Below are 21,390 nucleotides of genomic sequence, written 5' to 3' on the forward strand. Positions count from 1 at the left end.
TTAAAGAAGCCGCTTATTCGAGAAATCCGATAGGCGGCTTTTTTGTGTCCGTACCAAAGGATTAGAACCTTCGAAGAAGGTTGGGCTCTTGTGGTCATGTCGCACCTGCGGTGCTCGGTAGACGGAGCGCAGCGGAGAAGGAGCAACGCTAAGCGTTGGGTTCGAAAAACCTGAGGCGAAGCCTCACTCAATCCTTGAACAGTCACTTCGTTCCCTAGATGTCGTCGTAAGCACTCCTCGGAACACCCCGACCATCTCAACGATGGAAAAGAAACCGTAACTCAAAAAGTTGCGGTTTTTTCATGCCCACGCCTCATGGGAAGAGTTCGAACCGACAAGGTTCGACGAAATGAGCGACGCTACTGACTGAGAGGCTTCGAAAGCGACGCCTTATCAACATTGGGAAACGATACGGGCACAGACGTTTCAACCTTTTCCCCACTCAGCCACTGAAGGGCTCTCACAAGGTTCACCTGAAAGGCCCGACATCTGATTCCGGCAGGCCAGTCACTGTCCTTCCAGACGTGTCCGTAGGTCGAACTGTAAACGCGTCCCTTCCCAAAACTCACCACCCACTCAATGGGTGTGTTTAATCCCGTTCTTGGTTCCCTAGCATAGGATATCACCTCCAAATTCTCAGCCGGTCCGCGGGCGTAGCGATACACCTCGAGGTCAGCCGCTATCCATTGTTTTGGCAAACCTTCGTGAATGGGGTGATCTCCCATCCGAGTGACCAGAGCATCAAATCTCTTTCCGTGGCTTGTCTTCTCTCCTTCTCCCTTGGGAATCACAACCACGTTCTCTTTATCATCCACAATCAACGACACCCCGAAATCGACGCCACGCCAACCAAGCCCAATCATCAGATTATAGGCATCCCAGTCTTTAAATGCATTGTTAGCGGAGTGGTGCATATAGACTCCTCCTCCTGCTGACACATAACCTTCGAAAGCCTCCTCAACCCGATTCGGCCAACTACGTTCCGTATCATTGATGTCATTACATATTTGGATCACCACAGGGTAGGACGCAAAATCGGGGTTCCATTTTTCCCACGCTTCTTTATCTACATTCCGATTCGGGCAAGTGCTCACGCTCACCGCAAATCGTCCATCACTCTCCAAAATAGCCTTCAAGTACTCCGTCGTCAGCCTCCAGTCGTGATTTCCAAAACCATCGACAATGAGCACATCGATCCGCTCGCTCGAAGTCTCCTTCTGATCTCTCGCTAGCGTCTTCATTTCGGACCTGTTCTTGATGTTGTTCTCCCGATTCGTTCCATGAACAGAATCACCATGACCATGGAGTGAGAAAGCAAGAATCAGCGGCAAGAGAAAGGCGACTTTTCTCAGGGTAAACAGAAATCGGAACAACATAGGGCAAGTATCTAAGTTTCGCCAACAAACGAAAGCCGAATCGGCCTCCTCAAACATCGCAACCACAGCGAGCCATCTCGTCAATAAGCGTGCTTACCGCGACTCCAGCCCTTTGCGGACAAATAGGTATCTCCATCCTCTGCAGCAGGCTCCTCGAGCTGTGTGCCCATGCTATCGTTCCAACGGTTCAGATAACCGAACAAAGCAACGACCCCTAAGATCTCAACGATCTCTCCCTCATCCCAATACTGGCGTAGCTTTTCGGAGAGCGCGTCGTCCACCGCGTTCGGAACAGAGGCCGCCGCAATCGCAAAGTCAAAGACCGCACGCTCTGCATCCGAAAAAGCGGGGTACGTTTTATATTCCCAAATATGGTTCAGCTCGTCTTCGTCCGATCCATATCGGACCGCCGCGCGAACCGCATGAGCTTCACAATAACGACACCCAGCCGTCATACTCGCGAGATACGCTAGCTGTCTCTTCAACGAACTCGTGAGCCGTCCTTTGTTTTCCATTACGGCCTGATTCATTTCCAAGAATGCCTTCGCGATCCTTGGGCGATGCATCATGGTGAACAGACTATTGGGCGTGAATCCCAGGGTCTCTTCATAGAAGTCGGCCATTTCACGGGCCTCCTTGTTCGAGTTCCTATCGAGCGGGTAAACTAAAGGTCGTTTCATAGGGCATACACTTTGTGTATTTCATTATGATCACGACTGACACATCGGAACAAGCATTCGTTGCTGGAAATAGGGAGAACTCGTCGGTTCGCTGTAGCTCATACCAATCTCTGTCGCCGCCGGCAGGTGAAACCTGTAGACCTGCGTAGCGCGCCGTACAAACGAAAGCATCAGAAGGGGCAATAACCAAGAAAGGGCCCCTTGAACTCCATACATCGAAGACGAATTGACCTAAGCCCCAAGATTCCAGCAAATAGGCTAGGCAATGAATTCTAACAAATACCAAGAGCTCCTCGTCCGGCGCGCAGTCAAAGCCGCCAACAAGAAAAACCGAAACTCGGAAGAGAACATAGACCTTCAAGCGCTTCGAGAGCTCAAAGTAGCCACTGCCAGCCCCTTGTCCCGCATCTTTGTTGGAGGTCTTGGATCCACGTTTCTGGGAACTACGATATACGCTCTCGCTACAGAAGGCTTCTCCTGGTTACTCACGCTGCTCGCCATTCCAGGGATCTACTTCCTTGTAGTTGCCATTCGAGGACGCAAAAAGCGGGTCTCTGAAATAGAAGACGCTGTCGACTTCATAGACGTTGGCGGGAACCTGGTCGAGGCCATCATCGAAAACGTAGACTTCAGTATCGACCTCTAGTCAGGCTCGACGGCACCCTCAAAGCCCAGCCTCGAGCCTCTTTGCGACGCGAGGACCTGCAAACTCATTCAAGCCTCGCTTATTCCCCGCCGAGTCGATACAAACGTAGCTGATGCGTGTGCTGAAAATCTCTTCATGTCCACCATCCCCATCCTCTCTCGTGACGAGCACCGCATAGCAAAGCGAACTCTCGCCCCGTTCCGACAAAAGGCTCCGAAAACGCAAAATCTCTCCCGATCTCACTGGCTTGCTAAATTGCAGCTGGTCCATAGCAACCGTCACGAAATTTCGGCCAGGGAAGTCAGCGCAAGCCGCAATGTAAGCGAACTCGTCAACCCACTTCAGCATATTCCCACCAAAGAGGAAACCGTAGTGGTTGAGATGCCCCGGATGCACGAGCTTGAAGTTATCCATCTACCTACTCCTCACAACTGAAGTTCAAGCCGCTCAACCCCCATCGCTCGTAACTCGAGCGTATTCAAAAAAGGATGAACATGACATAACAGCTCCCCACAATGCTCGTCCGTCACAATCATATGCGAGCTCGCCTCAATCGTGACAAAGTTCGCCCTCTCGGAACCGACCTTCCCCCGGATCACGTCCAACCCTCGCGCGTCCACAACAGGATCCCCATCAGCCTGAACCACCAGCAAAGGACACTCCAGCTTGGGCAACTTCTCTTCGCAAGCGCCGATCAAAAGACCCAACTGCCGAACACCGCCGATGTAGTTTCGACTGTAGTTGATTTCCGGATTCGCAGGTTCATTCTCCACGTAATCAAAGCGGCCCGCTTCGATATTCACGTTTTTTAGAACACCGTTCCAAAGCATCGCAGCCCCAGCCAAGCCAGCACGGCTATCCATCAACCGGATAGCGGGATTTATTGCTACCACGCCATCAGCATCCCTTCCGAGTTGAGAGCCTTTTAACAACGCCAACAAGCCCCCCATCGAAAACCCAACTAAATACACGCGCTCGTGCAAACACTTCATCCGCAAGAACGCCTCGTGAACAGAGAGGATCCAGTCCTGCCACTTCGTATCGGCTAGGTGGCGAGGAGCCGTTCCATGCCCCTCTATCCTGACCGCATGACAATGAAACCCTTCACCCACAAGAGACTCCCCTACCTTTCGCATTTCCATTGGAGCAGCCATGTATCCATGTACTAACAACACACCCGCTCGCGAACGCCCCGATCGAGGCCACAGATCAAACGGAGCACCAACCTCTACATCCTTCGAAAACGCTTCCTCGAAATACTCCGACCGCATCTCTTCAAAACGTCTCTGCTGCGAGGACTCTATTTCCCGGGACAATCGAAACCGTCCCACGCCGGGGGACTGGTTCACACAACGCTCAAGAAGAGCAGTACACCGCTCCAGTGGCTCGAACTCGTTCGCGATCACCTTCGCAGTAAGACGCAGCCGAATGTCCTGATACGACTCAGTCTCCTCGAATCGAGCTCGATCCAAAAGATAGAAATCCTCCTCCTGCCTTAAAATTCCCTCACGCTCACACTCTCTCACAATGCTCTGCAACGTCGAACTACCCGCTCCCGAAGCAGCTAGAACGCACTCCTCATAAAGCTGCGGATGAATCCGGCAAAGCCCCTTTCGCTCCAACTCCAAAAGGGTCTGCAAAATCGCTCGATGGAAACGTCCCTTGTTGACGCGAAGGCTCTCAGACCTCAACAACCCCGCACAAAATAGGTGGTCGAAGTTCACCTCGACGTTCTGGTAGATGTTTCCCATAAACGCCCTCGTCAGTCTCTGTTTTTGCGACTTCAGGGTTTTATCTAGAAAGACTTCCTCCCCCCTCACTTTGGCAAACAGCCTCGGGAGCAATCCGTGAGGCTGCAAGTATTCCGCCAGAGATATCGGCTCCCCGAAATAGACATTCATATCCGTATTCCCCAAAAGGATACGCCCTTCAACCTTGAGTTCCTCCTCCAAGCGTTCGGGCAACTCCGAAAAGAGAGACTGAGCAAACCGTGAAACGACATTCTCCTCCGGCCGAATGGGGAAATAGGTGATATTGACGGGTATCACCACAAGATCACGACGAGTGACATCCTCCGGCCCGCGAAACGCAAACGCTTCCTCGTACTGAAGCATCGTTTGAAGGTCTCCATGCTCCAGAGCTTCCAGGTATCGCAATCGGTGCGTCTCCGCCTGCAACGCAAGCACAGCTGCACCCGTACGAGGAGGCCCCTGGTATTCGGGGGTCTGAATCGAGAAGCTTCCGTTATCTAGAAACTTTTTGTTCTTCACCATCGTTCCTTCCGGATAGATCACCCAGTTTTTCCGCCCCGTCATCAGATCGCCAACAATCATGGTGTCTCGCTCTTCTTCCCGAATGGATACAGCTCCCAAACGCGAAATGTAGCGACCCAGCATGCCGACAAACAAACTGTGATGCGCGAGCGTGCGAGCGCTCTCGCCACGGTGCTTGTGCAAAAGGTAAGGCACGATAAACGTTTCCGCTCTCGTGAAGTGATTAACCACAAACAGGGTCGGATTCTCGCAAAGGTGATCAAGACCATCCACCCGAAGCCGAATCCCTAGCGTATTCTCCAGGAAGTTCATCACCGTGCCCGTAGCGCTCCAGGTCATACGTGAACGCACACCCACGTCTCGGGGCTTTCGAAACGGAAACCCTTTGCTCCCCCCACCCTCGTTACGGACTCTTTTCGCGCGGGATTGGCTGGCTTGCCCCTCTCCTGACTGGAAGTTAGAGTTCAATCTTCTGGATACGCATTAGGCTCGGACTCGAGAATACCTGCCTCAAGCCACTTGAATTCGTCCGCAAGCACTCGCTTGGCCATCGCATTTGCTTCACGATCCGCGTTGAGTTTGAGCGAACGATAGTGATCGCCAATCCGCAGTTTAGACTGCTCGGAAAACAGCTTAGCCAAGTCGAGCGGCGACCGATCGTCAGGATTCCGCTGCACCAGCCCATTCGCATAACTACATGTAGCCGCGATCGCAAAGAGCTCCGTACCGATCTCCATCAAGTGTCCCAAAATGTTCTGACGCTTTTCCAACCGATCCTGATAGATCCCCATGTAATGAAATATGGTTCGGGCCAATCGATGCGAAGCAGACTCGATAAATCTAAATTCAGTACCCAACCCGCCCGCTTCCTCATGAGCATGCCAGGCGCTCGCATTAACCCACTGGCGAGGATACCACCCTCCATAGTACGCTGCCATGTTCACCCCAGCACGCAGTTTTTCCGAAGTAGGAGCCTTTCGCTTCAGCATACCAGCCGCAATGCGCAAGTGCGGATCCATAGCCTCGCGGGCAAGGAAGAGCTTCATCACCTCTGTAGTCCCTTCAATGATACGATTAATCCGACATTCCCTCATCATTCGCTCAACCGGAAACGCCGGCTCGCCGCGAGCCCGTAGCGAGGAGGCCTTCTCGTAACCCCGGCCTCCCCGCAGTTGCATGGTTTCGTCGACGACTTGCCACGCCATTTCGCTGCAGAACAGCTTGGCCATAGCGGCCTCTATCCGGATGTCTTTATCGCCTTGGTCAGCCCAATGCGAAGTGAGAAGAGTGATCGCCTCCATCGCGAAAGTGTTCGCCGCGATAGAAGCTATTTTCGTCCGCCCGGCCTCGTGCATTCCTACAGCTGCTCCCCACTGCTTACGGTGCTTACCCCAGCGGCGAGCGATCGACAAACACTGCTTAGCCATCCCCGTACAGGCAGCTGGCAACGTCAGTCTTCCAGTGTTTAAAGTGACAAGAGCGAGCTTAAGCCCCTTCCCCTCCCCAAACAGAATATTCTCCTTCGGGACCTTTACATTCTTGAAGCGGAGCAGCCCATTCTGGATACCGCGAATCCCCATAAAATCACAACGGTGAGCAACCTCCACTCCTTCCCAATCCGCCTCTACGATGAAGGCGGTGATCTGCTTTCGCTCTCTTCCGCGAATCACCTTCGCAGGTGTTTGAGCCATCACCACAATGATATCCGCGATCGTTCCGTTGGTACACCAGAGCTTCTCCCCGTTCAGAATATAATGCCCGCCATCCTCGCTCGGCTCGGCGATCGTCGACATTTGAGCAGGATCAGATCCCACATCAGGCTCAGTCAGTGCAAAAGCAGAAATCGCTCCTTTGCGAAACCGCGGCAGGTACTTCCGCTTTTGCTGCTCGGTTCCAAACAATTTCAACGGCTGCGGCACTCCAATCGATTGGTGCGCTGAAACAAGCACTGCCGTGCTACCGCAGTGCGACGCGAGCATCATCATTACGCGATTGTAGTTCACTTGCGAAAGCCCAAGCCCGTCATACTCCTTCGGTATCTTCATTGCGAATACACCTTGGCGAACAAGCTCTTCGACAACCTCACTAGGGATGGTACGCGTCTCGTCTACCTTCTCAGGATCCAGATGCTCCTTCAGGTAGTCGGACAAACGATCCACCAGATCTTCCCCGATAGCTTCCTCTTCAGGACTCTGAAACGGAAACGGCGTTAGATGCTCAGGTTCGAAACACCCCATGAACAACTGGCTACCAAAGCTCGCCTTAACACTCGACGCCTCCCGTGCAGCCTCCGCAACTTCGAGGGCTTCGCGCTGCTCCTTGTTCATTCGCGAGGTATCAATCAAGTCCTCACCGATCTCACGCCTGCCCACATTATCCACAATTTCTGAATCCTTCATTCTTCAACCTTTCAATCTTCACACCTTTGCGGGCTTGGCATAGAAACGCCGCCCTGTCTTTTCCATTTCCAAGAGCAAATCAGACGGATGATAACGCTCTCCGTACTTCTTCTCCAATCGCTCCAGAGAACGACAAACATCGCTCAGCCCACGCTCGTCAGCGTACCTGAGCGGACCTCCGCGAAACGGCGGAAATCCAGTCCCCATGATCATCGCCATGTCGAGATACTCTGGCGTGCGCACGATATCCTCCTCCAAACAACGTGCCGCCTCGTTCACCATCGGCAGCAGAGCTCGATCGACGATTTCATCCGTATCCAAACTATGGACTTCGCTCTTCAATCGAGCCTGATAAGCCTTAGCAAGCGGTGCTAAATCCTTCTCGTTCGGCCTCATCTTCTTTCCTTCGTGGATGTAGAATCCTTTGCCGCTCTTCTTACCTAGGAGATGATATTCCTCAAACGCGTCCTTCATGATGTCCGCAACCTGCATGCGTTCGCCATACGAACTCTCCAAAATCCGTGCCACCTTCAGCCCAACATCGATACCTACCTCGTCCGCCAGAGCAAATGGCCCCATCGGCAACCCGAAGTCCTCCAGCGCCTTGTCGATACGCTCCATCGAAGTCCCTTCCTGAAGCATGTAAGCGGACTCGTTCAAGTAAGGGATCAGAATCCGGTTCACCAGAAATCCCGAACAATTGTTCACTACGATCGGCGTCTTCCCGAGTTTGCGGGTCAAGTCGATCACTTTGGCAATCGCTTCCTGCGACGTCTTTGGCCCAGCGATAACCTCCACCAACGGCATTCGGTTCACCGGGTTGAAGAAATGCATCCCCACGAACCGCTCCGGGTGCACAAGCCCTTTACCGAGGTCCACCATGGACAAAGAGGAGGTATTCGTCGCGATCACCGCATCTTCCCGTATTCGCTTTTCAACGTCAACGAGAACAGATTGCTTGACTTCGAGATCCTCCACAACCGCCTCGATCACAAGATCCACATTGCGAAAACCCGTGTAGTCTGTAGTCCCAGATATTCGATGCATCGCCAACTTAGCCGCTCCCTTCTTCATCTTGCGACGCTTTACTAGCTGCCCGAAGTAGTCGCTCGCCGCAGCCATTCCGGTAGCGATCGCTTCCCACTTCACGTCTTTCATACGGACAGGGATCCCTTTCGAACTGAGCAACCAGGAAATCCCCCCACCCATGACTCCGGCTCCAATCACCGCCGCCGTCTCGACAGGTTTTGGATGCAAAGTGTCTCCGATTCCAGCATCCTTCTTCAAAGACTCGTTCGTATAAAACAGCTGTACTAGATTCTTGCTTACATGAGTGATACAGAGCTTGGAGAACCGTCGAGCTTCCAAGGCCATTCCCTTCGACCAATCACCGCGAAAAGAATCATGCACCACCTGCAAAGCCACTTCTGGAGCAGGATACTTCCCTTTCGTACGCCTCTTCAGCTGCTGCTTAGCATTCCGAAAAACGAGAGTCCTCCCGATTGGTGTCCGGTTCAGGAACCAATCACGAGCGGCATGTCGCGACCGCCTCCTAGCAATGCCAGACTCCGACAAAACGGAGTTTATAAAACCACGAACGCCTTCGTCCAAAAACTCGTGAGCCACCAGTTTATCCGCAAGCCCCATCCGAACAGCCTTTCTCCCATCAACAGGCCGCCCCGAAAGAATCAGCTTCAACGCGCCAGGCAACCCAAGCAACCGAGGCAAACGCTGCGTTCCACCCCACCCTGGAATGATTCCGAGTGACACCTCTGGCAGTCCAAGCTTCGTCTTCGGACTGTCGCTCACCAACCGATACGTACAAGCGAGGGCACACTCCAGTCCACCTCCCACACAAGCCCCATCAATCACCGCAACAGTCGGGAAAGGCAAATCCTCAAGACCCTGGAAGACACTCTGCCCATACCTCGATTTTTCCTCAGCTACCTCCACACTCTCGATCGAGGCGAGCTCTCCGATGTTCGCTCCCGCAATAAAGATCCCCGGCTTGGCGCTCATCAAAAGCATCAAGCGGACATCATCCCGTTTCGAAAGCTCCAAGAGAGCCTCCTTTAGCTCCTTCATTTCGGAGCTGGAAAACGTATTCACTTTCTCATTCGGCAAATCAAAGAGCAAACGAGCCACGCCCTCCGTATTCACGACCAGTTGAAACGCTTTGTTCTTCATATCACGCTACCTCCAATGCCAATGCCGCGCCTTGGCCGCCTCCGATACACAGAGTCGCCAATCCCTTGTTCTCGCCTCGCCTTCTCAACTCCTTAAGAAGAGTCAACACCAGTCGAGTCCCGGTCGCGCCCACAGGATGCCCGAGAGCAATCGAACCGCCATTCACATTCAAACGATCTCGCTCCAGCTCTCCCAAGGCCTTCGAGCGTCCGAGATGTTCCTGAGCAAAACGATCCGAAGCAAAGGCCCGCTCATTCGCGATCACCTGGGCAGCAAACGCCTCATTTAGCTCCACCAGATCAAAGTCCCTCAGACGCAATCCGGACTTGTCCAACAAACCCGCCGTCGCGTAGCTCGGCCCCAGCCCCATCCGCTTTCCATCAAGGCCCGCATAGCAATACTCCCTCAAAAAACCAAGCGGCTCGTAGCCGAGCTCCTTGGCTCGGCTCTCACTCGCCACCACCACCGCGACCGCCCCATCCGTGATCGGACAGGCATTGCCGACCGTGACGGTTCCCGTATGACGATCAAAATAAGGACGCAGCTTGGCCAAGCGATCCATACTCTGATCCATACGGGGACCATCATCTTTGTAATGTATCTCTTGATACTTCGGCATCACCGGCAACGGAATCGTCTCCTGATCCAGCAATCCGCCTTCCATCGCCTCACATGCCTTGCGGTGACTCTCCAACGCAAAGGCATCCTGCTCTTCACGAGTGATATGGAAATCTCGAGCCAACAACTCCGCAGTCATCCCCATATTCATCTCGCAAACCGGATCCGTAAGCCCTTTCTGCACGCCGATAACGGGCGCCAGGAAGCGAAAGCGAAAACGCAGCAACGCCTTAAACTTTTGCATGACAGACTTCGCACGAAACAAGGCCGCAAATATCCCGACCATTTCCTGACGATACAGAAACGGGATGTTACTCATCGACTCCGTCCCTCCACAAATAGCCAAGTCAATCTCTCCAGCCTGAATCTTGTTCGCCGCAGTGGTAATCGATTCCATTCCAGAAGCGCAGTTTCGCTGGACCGTGTACGAAGGCATGCCTTCAGGCAGTCCCGCTTTCAACGCAATCACACGTCCCACGTTAGGAGCATCCACCGGCTGCGCCACATTCCCAAAAATCAGCTCGTCCACATCCTCTCCACGAAGCTCCGTCTTAGCCATCAACTCCTTGACCACGATCGCGCCAAGATCATCCGCCCCAAACGAACCAAGCACGCCACCGGCTTTCCCAAAAGGCGCACGTACACCATCAATTATCGCAATACGTTCTCTCATATCACTCCGTATTCTAAGTTAAACTACACACGAGCTAAAGAGAGTGATCGATCAGTCGCTTTCGAGAGGGCGAGCCCCCGAAGAAATAGGACTGATTGGTCATTCTCCTAATCGCTCATGATATTTTCATGCCCCGAATAGACGGCATTTATCTCCTTGTGGAAGTGCTCTTCCACGACACCCCGTTTCAGCTTCATCGTCGGCGTCAGCTCCTCCTTATCGATACTCGGAACTCCGCACACACATCGATAAGCTCGCACCTGCTCCCACTCGTTCAGGCCAGCGTTCACCTTATTCACACGAGCTTCGACACGATTGAGAAAACGGCGAGAGCTCATCAGGTCTTCCGCAGATTTCCCATGATCCCTATGACCACGAAGAGATTCCAAGGCGACCGGATCAACAAAGAGCAAGGCGCTAACGAAAGGCTTCCCCTCCGCAACCACCATCGCCATGTCGATCAAGCTAGATTCGCACAAACCTTGCTCGATCGGGATCGGCGAAACGTACTTCCCATTCGACGTTTTCAACATCTCCTTCGCCCGCCCATCGATCACCAAGTAACCGTCTCGATCAAAATGTCCCAAATCTCCCGTATGGAGCCAACCACGCTCGTCGATCACACCTCGGGTCGCCGCTCGAGCGTGGTGATAGCCAAGCATCACATTTTCGCCACGAGCCAAAATCTCCCCCTCAGGACTCACCCGGAGGTCCACGCCTGGAAAGGCTTGCCCCACCGTCCCGATCTTGTTGTGTCCCGGAAAATTCGTAGTGAGCACAGGAGCCGCCTCCGTAAGGCCATAACCTTGGTACACAGGCAAGCCGATGTTCAAAAAGAAACGGTGCAACTTAGGCGACAACGCCGCCCCGCCCGCAATTATCCGCCGAAAGTTCCCTCCGAGACCCTCGCGAAACTTCGAGTAAACAAGCTTGTCCGCAAACCGATCCTTCCAACCCTTCTCCCGAGACGTACTCTCCTGGAACGCTCGGCGGATCGCCCATCGAGCAATCAGCCGCTTCAACAAAAGCTTCTGCTCCGCCCCCTCACGAAGCCTGCCGTAAACCTTCTCCAGCAACCGAGGGACCATCGTGATCGTAGTAGGCTTCACCTCCTTCAAACACGTACCCACGTTCTGGATATCATCCACAAACGAGATCGGCGTTCCCGAACATAAATAGTAGTACACCACCATCCGCTCAAACACGTGGGCCAGCGGCAAGCAGCTCAACGCGACATCCTCCTCGCCTTCGAGCGGAAAACGCTCTCCGGACGCCTCGATCTGCGAGAGCAGATTCGCATGCGAAAGCTCGACCCCCTTGGGCGAACCAGTGCTGCCACTGGTATAGATTATGGTCGCCACCGCGTTTGGATCCAAGGCCTCCAACATGCATCCCAGGAGCTGAGGATCCTTTTTGGCAGCAGCCTTACCTCTCTCTATTACATCAGCGAAGCCGATTACGCTTTCATCATTCCCGGAGCCTGCTTTCGCATGAACCACCAACTTGAACCGACTCGCAAAAGGACGTATCCGCTCCAAGGCCTCCTCGCCCTCCACGAATATGTACTTCAGATCGCTGTCCACTAGCTGGTAGCGCAAATTTTCGTCCGCAATGTTCACAAACATCGGGACCGTCGAACAACCCGCCGCCATCGCCCCCAAGTCGGCAATCAGCCAACGCGGCGATGAAGCAGCCATGATTCCGAAGGTATCGCCCTTCTGAATACCAAGTTGCAAGAGGCCTGAGGCGAAGTGTTGCACTTCGTCGAGAAACTCGTCCGAGCTCACGCTTTCCCAGTGTCCGTCACGCCTTTCGCTGACGACGCTCGCGGCACCGTTAGATCTTAGTGTAAGTTCGACCGAGTGGGGTACTGTTTCGGTCGTATTTCGCATGGTTTTTAACCTAGCTGTTCTGCATAAGACAAATTAACTTGCCTATTGTTTCACCTTATACAATTCCGGCGATTTTTCCACTCGATCGATCAAAATGAGGAGTATCCTTTAGGACGTCTTTTTGATCGAACCCTCCAACTTTAGATTAGGTTTTAACACCGACCCCAATTTCGCGTTTTTCCCAAAAATTACCGTATCTACTAATCTAATACCCCAGGCCCACAGGACAGCTCTTCAACATTCCCCCTCCCCAACGGAACAGCTCAACCCACCCCCAGGCCCCAGGGCGCGCCCTATTTACGGCGCCGATTTTACTCGCCCATCGCTCAAAGGGGCTTTTTCCTCCAAATCACAACGCCACCAGCTGCCTCGTCACACATGTCCGGCAAACCAGTAGAACGAATAAACCTAGAGCTCCTTTTCGAGTACGCCTCCACGCTGCCCGTCTCGCCGCGTATCTTCGCTCGACTCGACCAGCTCCTCCGCAACGAGGACGCCTCGCTCGACTTCATCTCCTCCCTCGTTCGCACCGATCCCGGTCTCTCCGCCCAGGTCCTGCGCGTCACCAACAGCGCCGCCTTTGCCGGCTCGATGAAAGTCAACGAAATCGGCACCGCCATCAGCCGTATCGGCTTCAACGAGCTCCGCAACATCCTCAAGCTCGTGGTGGAACAAGAAAGCTTCTTCCAAGCCCTCCCTGTCTACGGCGAAACCGCCTCCGAGTTCTCGGACCACTCCCTAGACGTCGCTATCGTTTCCGAAACCATAGCCAAACGCTGCGGTTTCGATTCAAACGCCCCCTACATCGCCGGCCTTCTGCACCAGATCGGAAAGCTCGCCATAAACGTCTATCACGAACGCCTCGAGCGCGTCTTCGATATCACCGAACTCTGCGGAGAACGCAGCCTGCAGAAAACCGAAGTCGAACTGCTCGGCATGAGCCATTACCGAGCAGGGGGCGAGCTTCTCAATCGCTGGCAGTTCGAAGGAGCCGTCTGGCAAAGCATCAAAAACCAAAACAGCCCGCTGCACGCCCAGTCGCAAGTCCGCGGCACCTCCATCCTTTCCCTCGCCATCTGGCTCGCCAGCCAACTCGGCGGCTACGATCCCGACGCCAAGACGCCCGATCACGTCAAACGCGCCCTCAAAGAGCTCGGACTCGACGCTCTGGATGCCACTTCACTCCTCGATGATTCGCGCTTCGAGATAAATGATCGGAAGAACCAACTCGCGATGCTGCTGTAGGAATCCGCATCGCACCCACCAACTCCTATACCCTAGCCTCCGCGCCCCTAAGTTCCCGAAAAACCTGCGCAGCTTCCTCAAAGCTGGCCAGGTCATCGTGTGCTCTATCCTGCTCTGTGCTCACGCCACGTCACAACAAATCGAATACCGTACCCTACCGGACCTGATCGAAACCGGAAGCGCCGCCCTCGAACAGCGAAACTACCCGCTCGCCGCAAACGCCTTCAATTCAATCTACCAAAACTACCAAGAGGAAACGGTCTGGAAGAATAGCGACTTGCCCCGCCGCATTCTCCCCATCACCGGATTCGCCTCATACAAGTCAAACCTCCATACCCAAGCGATTGACGCCCTACAGTCCTACCTGGATGAATACGCCGAAGATCTCGACACCTCCCTCTTCGCCCGCTACCTCCTCGCCTCCAGTCTTCTGCGAAATGGCCAAGCCGACAGCGCCAAAAATGCGTTTATAGAACTCCGGGCCGCGGCCGGCGATAGCCCCTTCCGCGACCTAGCAATTCTTCAGGAAGCCCAGCACCTTCCTCCCGAAGAAGCCATCCCCCTGCTCGAAGACTTGCTCGCCAATCCTCGTTCCCAACGCCTCGCCAACCACGCTAGGCTTCGCCTAATCACCACAGCCCAAAAACACGGCGACCTAGAACGCTGCCGCATCCACCTACTCGACACACCCTGGCAATCCCACTCCGAATCCGAGACAGCAAGCCTCTCCTTCCTCGCCGCCCAAATAGCCGCCAACCTAGAAACGGACAATCCGGGTGCGGCCCTAAGCGCCTACCAACTCGTCCTCCCCAAATCCAAGCTCCTCGAGGCACAAGAAAAGCGAATACACCGCCTTAAAAAACTACATCGAGACATAAGCCCGACCCTAACACTAAACCAGGGCGTTTGGGAGGAACACTTCCAAGCCTCTCTCGCCCGCCTTGAGTCCGAACTGCAAAACCTCCACAACACACCAGAATACTTCGACACCATCACTCTCCGCAAAGCCCGCTGTTTCGTACGCATCAACCGCCCCATCGAAGGGGCTATTTTACAGGAGTGGATCGCCTCCAGTGACTCGCCTCACGCACGCGACGCACACCTCGACCGGATTGCGACCCATCGAGAAATGCGTGACTGGAGCACCGCGGCAAAAGTGGCCTACGCGTTCATCGAAAAGTATCCAAACGATCCCGACATCGCCCAACCGCTTCTTTGGATCGCCCTTTCACAAATCGAAGAAAAGAGCTACCAGCCCGCAATCACCTCGCTGCAACGCGTTCTCGCCAGCACCAGCGAAACCAGCTTCACAGCCTCCGCCCATTACTACATCGGCTATTGCCACTACCTGCTCCAAAATCTCAATCTGGCTCGGTCAGCATTCTCCGATTGCTACGAAACGGCTCCTAAAACCCCCATCGCCGGTCAAGCCCTCCTCTGGCTCGGCATATGCCACTTCACAGACAATCAACTCGAAACCGCCTACCAACTCTTCGAGCAAATCCGCAACTCACCTGAACACTCCTTCCTGCACGCCGAAGCCGCCTACCGCCAAGCCACAACCCTTTACGCGACCGGCGATCTCGAAAAAGCCCGAGAACAGTGCACGTCTTGGCTCCACGAATACAAAATCCACCCACGCAAAGCCGAAGCCCAAGTCCTCTTCGGCGACATCAACACCGAGCTCGGCCAAACAAAGGCAGCAATCGCAGCATACCAAAACGTCGACACAACAGACGTCCACTTAGCATTCCACGCAATAGACCAGCTAAGTTCCCTCCTAATCTCAATAGACCGAAAGACCGAGGCCCTATCCCAACTAAGAAACTTCCAACAAAAGCATAACCTTCCACCTGAACTCGCAGGACCATTCACCTTCTCGCTCATTCGCTGCCTCGACTCTAAAACAGCACAAAAAGAAATCGATCAAGCAATATCGAGATTCGGAACAGATCCAGATTCGACCGGGATCATCGAGCTTATCCAAATCCAACAAAGTCCAACCCAACGCCCCATTTCCAACCCAACGCTTGAAAGCAGATACCTCGTATCCGATATCCAGACACACCGATCAGAAAACAAACACCCGCAAGCCAAGCTCAAAGCCCTCTCGCTTGCCTCAAGCTTCGCCCCAGACACACTCGCACCCTCCGCTTCACTCGAAGCAGGCAAAGCCCTTCTCGAAATCGACTCCCAAGAAGCTCCAGCCTACTTTCAACAGATCATCGAGCGCCATCCAGACTCCCCCTACGCGCCGGCTGCGAAGCTCAACCTAGCCCGCCACTTCCACAAAAACCAGCAAACAAGCCTCGCACTCGCCACCCTCCAAGAACTCCCCTCTCAAACACCCGAATCCCTCGAGCTAAAACTCCAAATCGAATTCCAACTCCAACACTACCAAAGCGCCCAGCAGACCTGTGAACGACTACTATCTGAACAACACGCCACCCCCTCGCAAAAAGCGCTCGCCCTCAACACACTCGGCCTGATCACCCGCCGCGCCGACGACCCCCTTTCCGCTTACGCCTACCACCAACGAGTATTCACTCTCTACCGAGGAGAACCAGCTCAAGTCGCACACGCCTACTCCATCTGCATAGACATACTGTATTCTCTAAACAGATACAATGACGCGCAAAATCTCGCCGACGAATTTCTGAAGCAAACTGACCTAAGCCACCTGCATTGGTACCAAAAAGCGAAGCAACAGCGAATGTCAGCTCCTCAACCTCAATCCCATGCACAGACTTCTCCATAGCCTATTTCTTGTATGCCCGACCATTCTCCTGGCTGACCAAGTCGACCTAAGAAACGGAGAGTCAATCACCGGCCAGCTGGCAGATATGAAAGGCGGCTACGTCAACCTCCTGCTTCCAGAAGCAGAAGGCGAAGCCATTCAACGCATTCACCCCGACCAGATCCTCCACCTCGCATTCGACGATCATGAGACCCCTCTTCAATCCCGAGCCCTAACTCGAGCTAAATTCATCCCGCTTCTTTCAGAATCCGACTCAAAAATTCTACTCGAACACCTCTCAATCCTACTCCTCAAAAACCAATCAACCCAAGCGCTCAGGCTCGCAAAAACCTGGCACCCAAAAAACGAATACAACACCCTCGACGCAACCTATCGAAACATCATCATCGAGAGTGCCCTCGCCTCAGGCCAAACCGAAGAAGCCCTCATTCATTCGCAAAACTGGCTCAAGCAAAAACCTCCCCCTTTCGAGCATCCACAGCCCTGGGAAGTACTCGCTCAAAATCACCTTAAAAACGGAGATCCCCGCGCCGCTCTTTGGACTTCTCTTAGCCCTATTGCCCATGGCAATCACGAAAATGAAAGCTCGCTCGCCAAACTACATCTACTCTCAGCCGAAGCGTACCAGAAACTAGGATACAACACCCACGCCAACGCCCACCTCTCACTCGATCAACACTCCCTCCTAACCATCCCCACCCAACTCAAGATCAATCCCTAACCTCCTCTTAACAATACAGCCTGTCCCTCAATACCATGCTTCTCCGCACTTCTCTCCTAGCGATTCTCTCCCTCCTCTTCACTGCAAATCTCCACGCCCAAGCCCCCGCAGACACCTCCCTCTGGTCCATGATACAACAAGGAGGCTGGGCCATGTATCCACTCGCCCTCTGCTCACTCGCCTTCCTCTACATAGCGATCCATTGCTACCGCGAAACGAGCCTCACCAATTTCGCCCCCTCCCCCCAAGTCCAACAGCTCGCCCACCACTTCGCGAATTGCGAACTCGAAACCGCCCACCAAACCGCCCAAGCCTCCGACACCATCCTCGCCCGGACTCTCTCTCGAGCCCTCCCCAAACTCGCACCCTATTCCGGCCCGCAAGACCTAGAACTCTTCGAGACCGAAATGGGCAACGCCCTTAGCGACGAGCAAAGCGCCATTTCCCAATGGACCCACTACCTCAGCGTCGTCGCCAACGTCGCCCCCATGATCGGACTGCTCGGCACCGTCAGCGGCATGATTGGCGGATTCCAAACCATGGCCAGCGGCGGCATGGGCCGCCCCGAACTATTCGCGGGAGACATCGGCGAAGCCCTCATCACCACCGCCACCGGACTCTGCATCGGCATCCCCGCCATGGTCGCCCACTCCATCTTCAACAACCGACTACAGTCCGCCATCAACGAAACCACCCGCCACGCCAATCATCTCCTCGACCAGCTCCCAAAACAACAAACCGCCTCATAACCCTTCCCTTTTTCACTCTTCACTTTTCACTCTTCACTTTTCACTCTCTCCCGATGCGCATTTCAGGAGGCAAAGCACGCGGCGTCACGCTACGAGTAGACAAAAAGGCGGTCCATCGACCCGCCATGGACAAGCTACGCCAAAGCATCTTCTCCAGCGCTTCCGCCTGGGTGGAAAACCAACGCGTGCTCGACCTCTTTGCCGGTACAGGGTCCTACGGACTCGAAGCCCTCAGCCGCGGCTCCAGCCACGCCACCTTCGTCGAGCTAAACAAGCGAGCCACCGCCATGATAAGCGACAACGTCAAGATCGTCGCCAAAAGCATGCAGGAAAAACTGGATACAGCGATCGCGACCGCTGACGCCACCAAGTGGACCCCCACCAGCGACACCCCCTACGACCTCATCTTCGTCGATCCCCCCTACGACCAAATCGAGCAGCTCGCCCCCAAGCTCTTCACCCTTTTCGACAAAGCCCTCGCCCACGACGGTCTCGTCGTCTTCGAATGCCCCGGCCAATTCGAACCCGCCGCCCAAGGCTGGACCCTGAAAAAGCGCCTCGGCAAAGGCATCGACCAACCCACCGCCTGCCTCCTCCGCCGAGCCTAGGAAGCAGCGGCCCTTGTCCCCAACGGCGTAGCACACCGGTTTCAGCCGGATAAAACAACAGGAGGGCAATGCTCCGTCATTGCCGCAACAACCTTGTCTCAGAACAGAAACACGAATCCAGCTCCACCCAACAGCCCCCCCCAATCCCCTCCAAAAATCCCCCACTTTCCCTGCACTCTTCGTTTGACCCCTCGGCCCCCTTGCGCCACTTTTCTCGAAGCGGTCCCGCTGACCGCACTGTGCCCCCAAACAGCGCGTCTTTTGCCTCCAGAATCCCCTCTCGTTTTCAGCCACGCCACCCCGGCCGGTTGAGTAACCCCTAGCACAAAAAAGACGTCATGAGCTATCCCCCAGAACGAATCCGCAACTTCGCTCTCGTCGGCCATCAAAGCGCCGGCAAAACCTCTCTAGCCGAGGCCATGTTGGCCTGCGCAGGCGTGATCAAACGCATGGGCAAAGTCGAGGACGGCAACACCGTATCAGACTACCATGCCACCGAAAAGGAACGCCAGATATCCGTCCACGCCTCCCTGCTCCACTGCGTTTGGAAAGACATCAAGTACAACATCATCGATACCCCGGGCTACCTCGATTTCATCTCCGAAGGACTCGGGGCTCTTCGTGTAGGCGATTTCGCGACCATCGTCGTCGACGCCGTCAACGGCCCCCAAATCGGCACCGACCAAGTCTGGGAATACGCCACCCAATTCAAACTCCCCAAGCTCATCGTCGTAAACGGCATCGACAAGGAAAACGCCGACTACGACAAAGTCCTCGCCGAACTCAAAGACCATTTCGGCGCCAAGATCTTCCCCATGACCCTCCCCATCGACTCGGGACCCGGCTGCCGACGCATCCTCGACGTCATGCGCTCCGAAGAAGTAGACTACGCTACAGACGGCTCAGGCAAATTCACCGAGACCCCCGCAGAAGGCCCCTGGAAAGACCGCGTCCGCGAACTCCACGCCGAACTCATCGAGCACGTGGCCGAAGCCACCGACGAACTCCTCGAAGAATACTTCGAGCAAGGCGATCTCACCGAAGACCAGCTCCGCTCCGGCGTCCACGCCGCCATCCAGTCCGAGACCTTCATCCCCGTCTTCGCCACCTCCGCCACCACCGACGTCGGCGTCGCCCGCCTCATGGACCTCATCTCCAAATACGGCTCATCCCCCGTCGACCGCAAAGAAGTCGACGCCATCGACGAAGACGGACACCCAGGCACCATCGCCCTCGGCGACTCCTCCCCCGCCTGCTACATCTGGAAAACCATCTCCGAGCCACACGTCGGCGAGCTCTCCTTCTGCCGCATGTACGCAGGATCCATCAAGCCCAACGACGAGCTCTACAACCCCTTCCACGGCACCAACGAAAAGATCGGCCAGATCTTCACCCTGCAAGGCCACGAGCGCGAACCCATCACAGAAATCGGCCCCGGCGATATCGGCGTCATGGCCAAGCTCAAGGACACCCACACCGGCAACACCCTCACCAGCCACGATCGCAAGATCACCCTGCCCGCCGTCCAGTATCCACACCCCAATATCCACGGCACCCTCATCGCCCTCCACCAAGGCGACGAAGACAAGCTCTCCGCCGGCCTCGGCACCCTGCACGAAGAAGACCCCACCTTCCTCTTCGGCTACAACACCGAGACCCACGAGCTGGTCGTATCCGGGCAAGGAGAACTCCACCTCGAAGTCCTCAAGTCGCGCCTCGCCCGCCGCTTCAACGCCGAAGTCGATATCATCGAGCCCCGCATCCCCTTCCGCGAAACCATCCAAATCCCCTCCGAGTCCAAGTACCGCCACAAAAAGCAGTCCGGCGGCGCCGGCCAATTCGGCGAAGTCTGGATGCGCATCCGCCCCGGAGCGCGCGACACCGGCATCGACTTCCAGCAATCCCTCGTCGGTACCAACGTCGACCGCGTCTTCGTTCCCTCCGTCGAAAAAGGCGTCAAGACCGCCTGCATCGAAGGCATCTACGCCGGCTACCACGTCACCGACGTGCAGATCGACTTCTACGACGGCAAGATGCACCCCGTCGACTCCAAGGACATCGCCTTCCAGATCGCCGGCAAAGAAGCCTTCCGCGAAGCCTTCAAAAACGCCCGCCCCTGCATGCTCGAGCCCATCCTCAACATCGAGGTCAAGGTTCCCGAGCCCTATCTCGGCGACGTCATGAGCGACCTCTCCTCCCGCCGCGGCCACATCCACGGCATCGAAGGCGAGACCAAGTACCGCACCATCAAAGGAGAAGTCCCCCAAATGGAAATGTACCGCTACGCCACAACCCTCCGTTCGCTCACCGGCGGCGTCGGCATCCACAGCGAGAGTTTCTCCCACTACGAAGTCCTCCCCTCCCATCTCGAATCCAGAGTCCAAAAACGAGAAGAACTCGCCGGAGCCCACTAAACTCCCCGCAACAACCAATCCAACGAACCGCCCCCTCACCCCGAGGGGGCTTTCTCATACCAAGGTAGAGGCCGCTGTCCCAGCGGCCATTTCCATCGCAGGATCCGCTAGGGCCGGCCCGCCGCGGCACGCCGCATTGCACATCGGCGTC

General features: G+C 55.0%; 15 protein-coding genes. 7 read left to right on the plus strand and 8 right to left on the minus strand.

Annotated elements, in window-relative coordinates; all coding sequences use genetic code 11:
• Window positions 1-359: 359 nt before the first annotated feature.
• Window positions 360-1,241 (minus strand): ThuA domain-containing protein, encoded by an 882-nt coding sequence (locus JIN87_RS25810; protein WP_200359178.1) that lies wholly within the window; start codon window positions 1,239-1,241, stop codon window positions 360-362.
• A 215-nt stretch (window positions 1,242-1,456) separates the two neighbouring features.
• Complete coding sequence (locus JIN87_RS25815) at window positions 1,457-2,056, minus strand: carboxymuconolactone decarboxylase family protein (RefSeq protein WP_200359180.1); 600 nt, start codon at window positions 2,054-2,056, stop codon at window positions 1,457-1,459.
• Between the two features lie 265 nt (window positions 2,057-2,321).
• Between JIN87_RS25815 and JIN87_RS25820 the strand changes: the two genes are divergently transcribed.
• Window positions 2,322-2,702: a hypothetical protein gene (locus JIN87_RS25820; protein WP_200359182.1), complete on the plus strand. Its 381-nt coding sequence runs from the start codon at window positions 2,322-2,324 to the stop codon at window positions 2,700-2,702.
• Window positions 2,703-2,720: 18 nt separating this feature from the next.
• On the opposite strand, the gene JIN87_RS25825 is transcribed toward JIN87_RS25820, so the two are convergent.
• From JIN87_RS25825 to JIN87_RS25850, 6 genes are all read right to left on the minus strand, one after another.
• A complete protein-coding gene (locus JIN87_RS25825; RefSeq protein ID WP_200359184.1) occupies window positions 2,721-3,116 on the minus strand; it encodes an acyl-CoA thioesterase in 396 nt (131 codons plus the stop codon).
• 11 nt (window positions 3,117-3,127) lie between these two features.
• A complete protein-coding gene (locus JIN87_RS25830) occupies window positions 3,128-5,332 on the minus strand; it encodes an alpha/beta fold hydrolase (protein ID WP_325176411.1) in 2,205 nt (734 codons plus the stop codon).
• A gap of 107 nt (window positions 5,333-5,439) precedes the next feature.
• Window positions 5,440-7,374, minus strand: a complete 1,935-nt coding sequence (locus JIN87_RS25835) for an acyl-CoA dehydrogenase family protein (protein ID WP_200359188.1) — start codon at window positions 7,372-7,374, stop codon at window positions 5,440-5,442.
• An 18-nt stretch (window positions 7,375-7,392) separates the two neighbouring features.
• Entirely contained in the window at window positions 7,393-9,561 is a 2,169-nt protein-coding gene (locus JIN87_RS25840; protein WP_200359190.1) for a 3-hydroxyacyl-CoA dehydrogenase NAD-binding domain-containing protein, read from the minus strand.
• Between the two features lies 1 nt (window position 9,562).
• Window positions 9,563-10,852, minus strand: coding sequence for a thiolase family protein (locus JIN87_RS25845; RefSeq protein ID WP_200359192.1), 1,290 nt, complete (start codon window positions 10,850-10,852; stop codon window positions 9,563-9,565).
• Between the two features lie 107 nt (window positions 10,853-10,959).
• Complete coding sequence (locus tag JIN87_RS25850) at window positions 10,960-12,744, minus strand: AMP-dependent synthetase/ligase (RefSeq protein ID WP_200359194.1); 1,785 nt, start codon at window positions 12,742-12,744, stop codon at window positions 10,960-10,962.
• Window positions 12,745-13,122: 378 nt separating this feature from the next.
• On the opposite strand from JIN87_RS25850, the gene JIN87_RS25855 reads away from it, so the two are divergent.
• From JIN87_RS25855 to JIN87_RS25880, 6 genes are all read left to right on the plus strand, one after another.
• Window positions 13,123-13,989 (plus strand): HDOD domain-containing protein, encoded by an 867-nt coding sequence (locus JIN87_RS25855; protein ID WP_200359196.1) that lies wholly within the window; start codon window positions 13,123-13,125, stop codon window positions 13,987-13,989.
• Window positions 13,955-16,747: a tetratricopeptide repeat protein gene (locus tag JIN87_RS25860; RefSeq protein ID WP_200359197.1), complete on the plus strand. Its 2,793-nt coding sequence runs from the start codon at window positions 13,955-13,957 to the stop codon at window positions 16,745-16,747. The genes JIN87_RS25855 and JIN87_RS25860 overlap by 35 nt, the downstream gene beginning before the upstream one ends.
• Window positions 16,728-17,468 carry a hypothetical protein gene (locus tag JIN87_RS25865; protein ID WP_200359199.1) on the plus strand — a complete coding sequence of 247 codons (741 nt, stop codon included), beginning with the start codon at window positions 16,728-16,730 and terminating at the stop codon, window positions 17,466-17,468. The genes JIN87_RS25860 and JIN87_RS25865 overlap by 20 nt, the downstream gene beginning before the upstream one ends.
• A 35-nt stretch (window positions 17,469-17,503) precedes the next feature.
• Window positions 17,504-18,217 carry a MotA/TolQ/ExbB proton channel family protein gene (locus JIN87_RS25870; RefSeq protein WP_200359201.1) on the plus strand — a complete coding sequence of 238 codons (714 nt, stop codon included), beginning with the start codon at window positions 17,504-17,506 and terminating at the stop codon, window positions 18,215-18,217.
• Window positions 18,218-18,270: 53 nt separating this feature from the next.
• Window positions 18,271-18,825: an RsmD family RNA methyltransferase gene (locus JIN87_RS25875; RefSeq protein ID WP_200359203.1), complete on the plus strand. Its 555-nt coding sequence runs from the start codon at window positions 18,271-18,273 to the stop codon at window positions 18,823-18,825.
• A gap of 338 nt (window positions 18,826-19,163) precedes the next feature.
• Window positions 19,164-21,239, plus strand: coding sequence for an elongation factor G (locus JIN87_RS25880; protein WP_200359205.1), 2,076 nt, complete (start codon window positions 19,164-19,166; stop codon window positions 21,237-21,239).
• Window positions 21,240-21,390: the final 151 nt, after the last annotated feature.

Source organism: Pelagicoccus mobilis, assembly GCF_016595505.1.
In the GTDB taxonomy this organism is placed as follows: Bacteria; Verrucomicrobiota; Verrucomicrobiia; order Opitutales; family Opitutaceae; genus Pelagicoccus; species Pelagicoccus mobilis.

What these genes read in the sequence shown, in the direction of transcription:
- JIN87_RS25845 (WP_200359192.1), bottom strand. Translation starts at nt 10,852, where the DNA reads ATGAGAGAACGTATTGCGATAATTGATGGTGTACGTGCGCCTTTTGGG.
- JIN87_RS25840 (WP_200359190.1), bottom strand. Translation starts at nt 9,561, where the DNA reads ATGAAGAACAAAGCGTTTCAACTGGTCGTGAATACGGAGGGCGTGGCT.
- JIN87_RS25850 (WP_200359194.1), bottom strand. Translation starts at nt 12,744, where the DNA reads ATGCGAAATACGACCGAAACAGTACCCCACTCGGTCGAACTTACACTA.
- JIN87_RS25860 (WP_200359197.1), top strand. Translation starts at nt 13,955, where the DNA reads ATGATCGGAAGAACCAACTCGCGATGCTGCTGTAGGAATCCGCATCGC.
- JIN87_RS25835 (WP_200359188.1), bottom strand. Translation starts at nt 7,374, where the DNA reads ATGAAGGATTCAGAAATTGTGGATAATGTGGGCAGGCGTGAGATCGGT.
- JIN87_RS25865 (WP_200359199.1), top strand. Translation starts at nt 16,728, where the DNA reads ATGCACAGACTTCTCCATAGCCTATTTCTTGTATGCCCGACCATTCTC.
- JIN87_RS25820 (WP_200359182.1), top strand. Translation starts at nt 2,322, where the DNA reads ATGAATTCTAACAAATACCAAGAGCTCCTCGTCCGGCGCGCAGTCAAA.
- JIN87_RS25810 (WP_200359178.1), bottom strand. Translation starts at nt 1,241, where the DNA reads ATGAAGACGCTAGCGAGAGATCAGAAGGAGACTTCGAGCGAGCGGATC.
- JIN87_RS25855 (WP_200359196.1), top strand. Translation starts at nt 13,123, where the DNA reads ATGTCCGGCAAACCAGTAGAACGAATAAACCTAGAGCTCCTTTTCGAG.
- JIN87_RS25815 (WP_200359180.1), bottom strand. Translation starts at nt 2,056, where the DNA reads ATGAAACGACCTTTAGTTTACCCGCTCGATAGGAACTCGAACAAGGAG.
- JIN87_RS25825 (WP_200359184.1), bottom strand. Translation starts at nt 3,116, where the DNA reads ATGGATAACTTCAAGCTCGTGCATCCGGGGCATCTCAACCACTACGGT.
- JIN87_RS25870 (WP_200359201.1), top strand. Translation starts at nt 17,504, where the DNA reads ATGCTTCTCCGCACTTCTCTCCTAGCGATTCTCTCCCTCCTCTTCACT.
- JIN87_RS25880 (WP_200359205.1), top strand. Translation starts at nt 19,164, where the DNA reads ATGAGCTATCCCCCAGAACGAATCCGCAACTTCGCTCTCGTCGGCCAT.
- JIN87_RS25875 (WP_200359203.1), top strand. Translation starts at nt 18,271, where the DNA reads ATGCGCATTTCAGGAGGCAAAGCACGCGGCGTCACGCTACGAGTAGAC.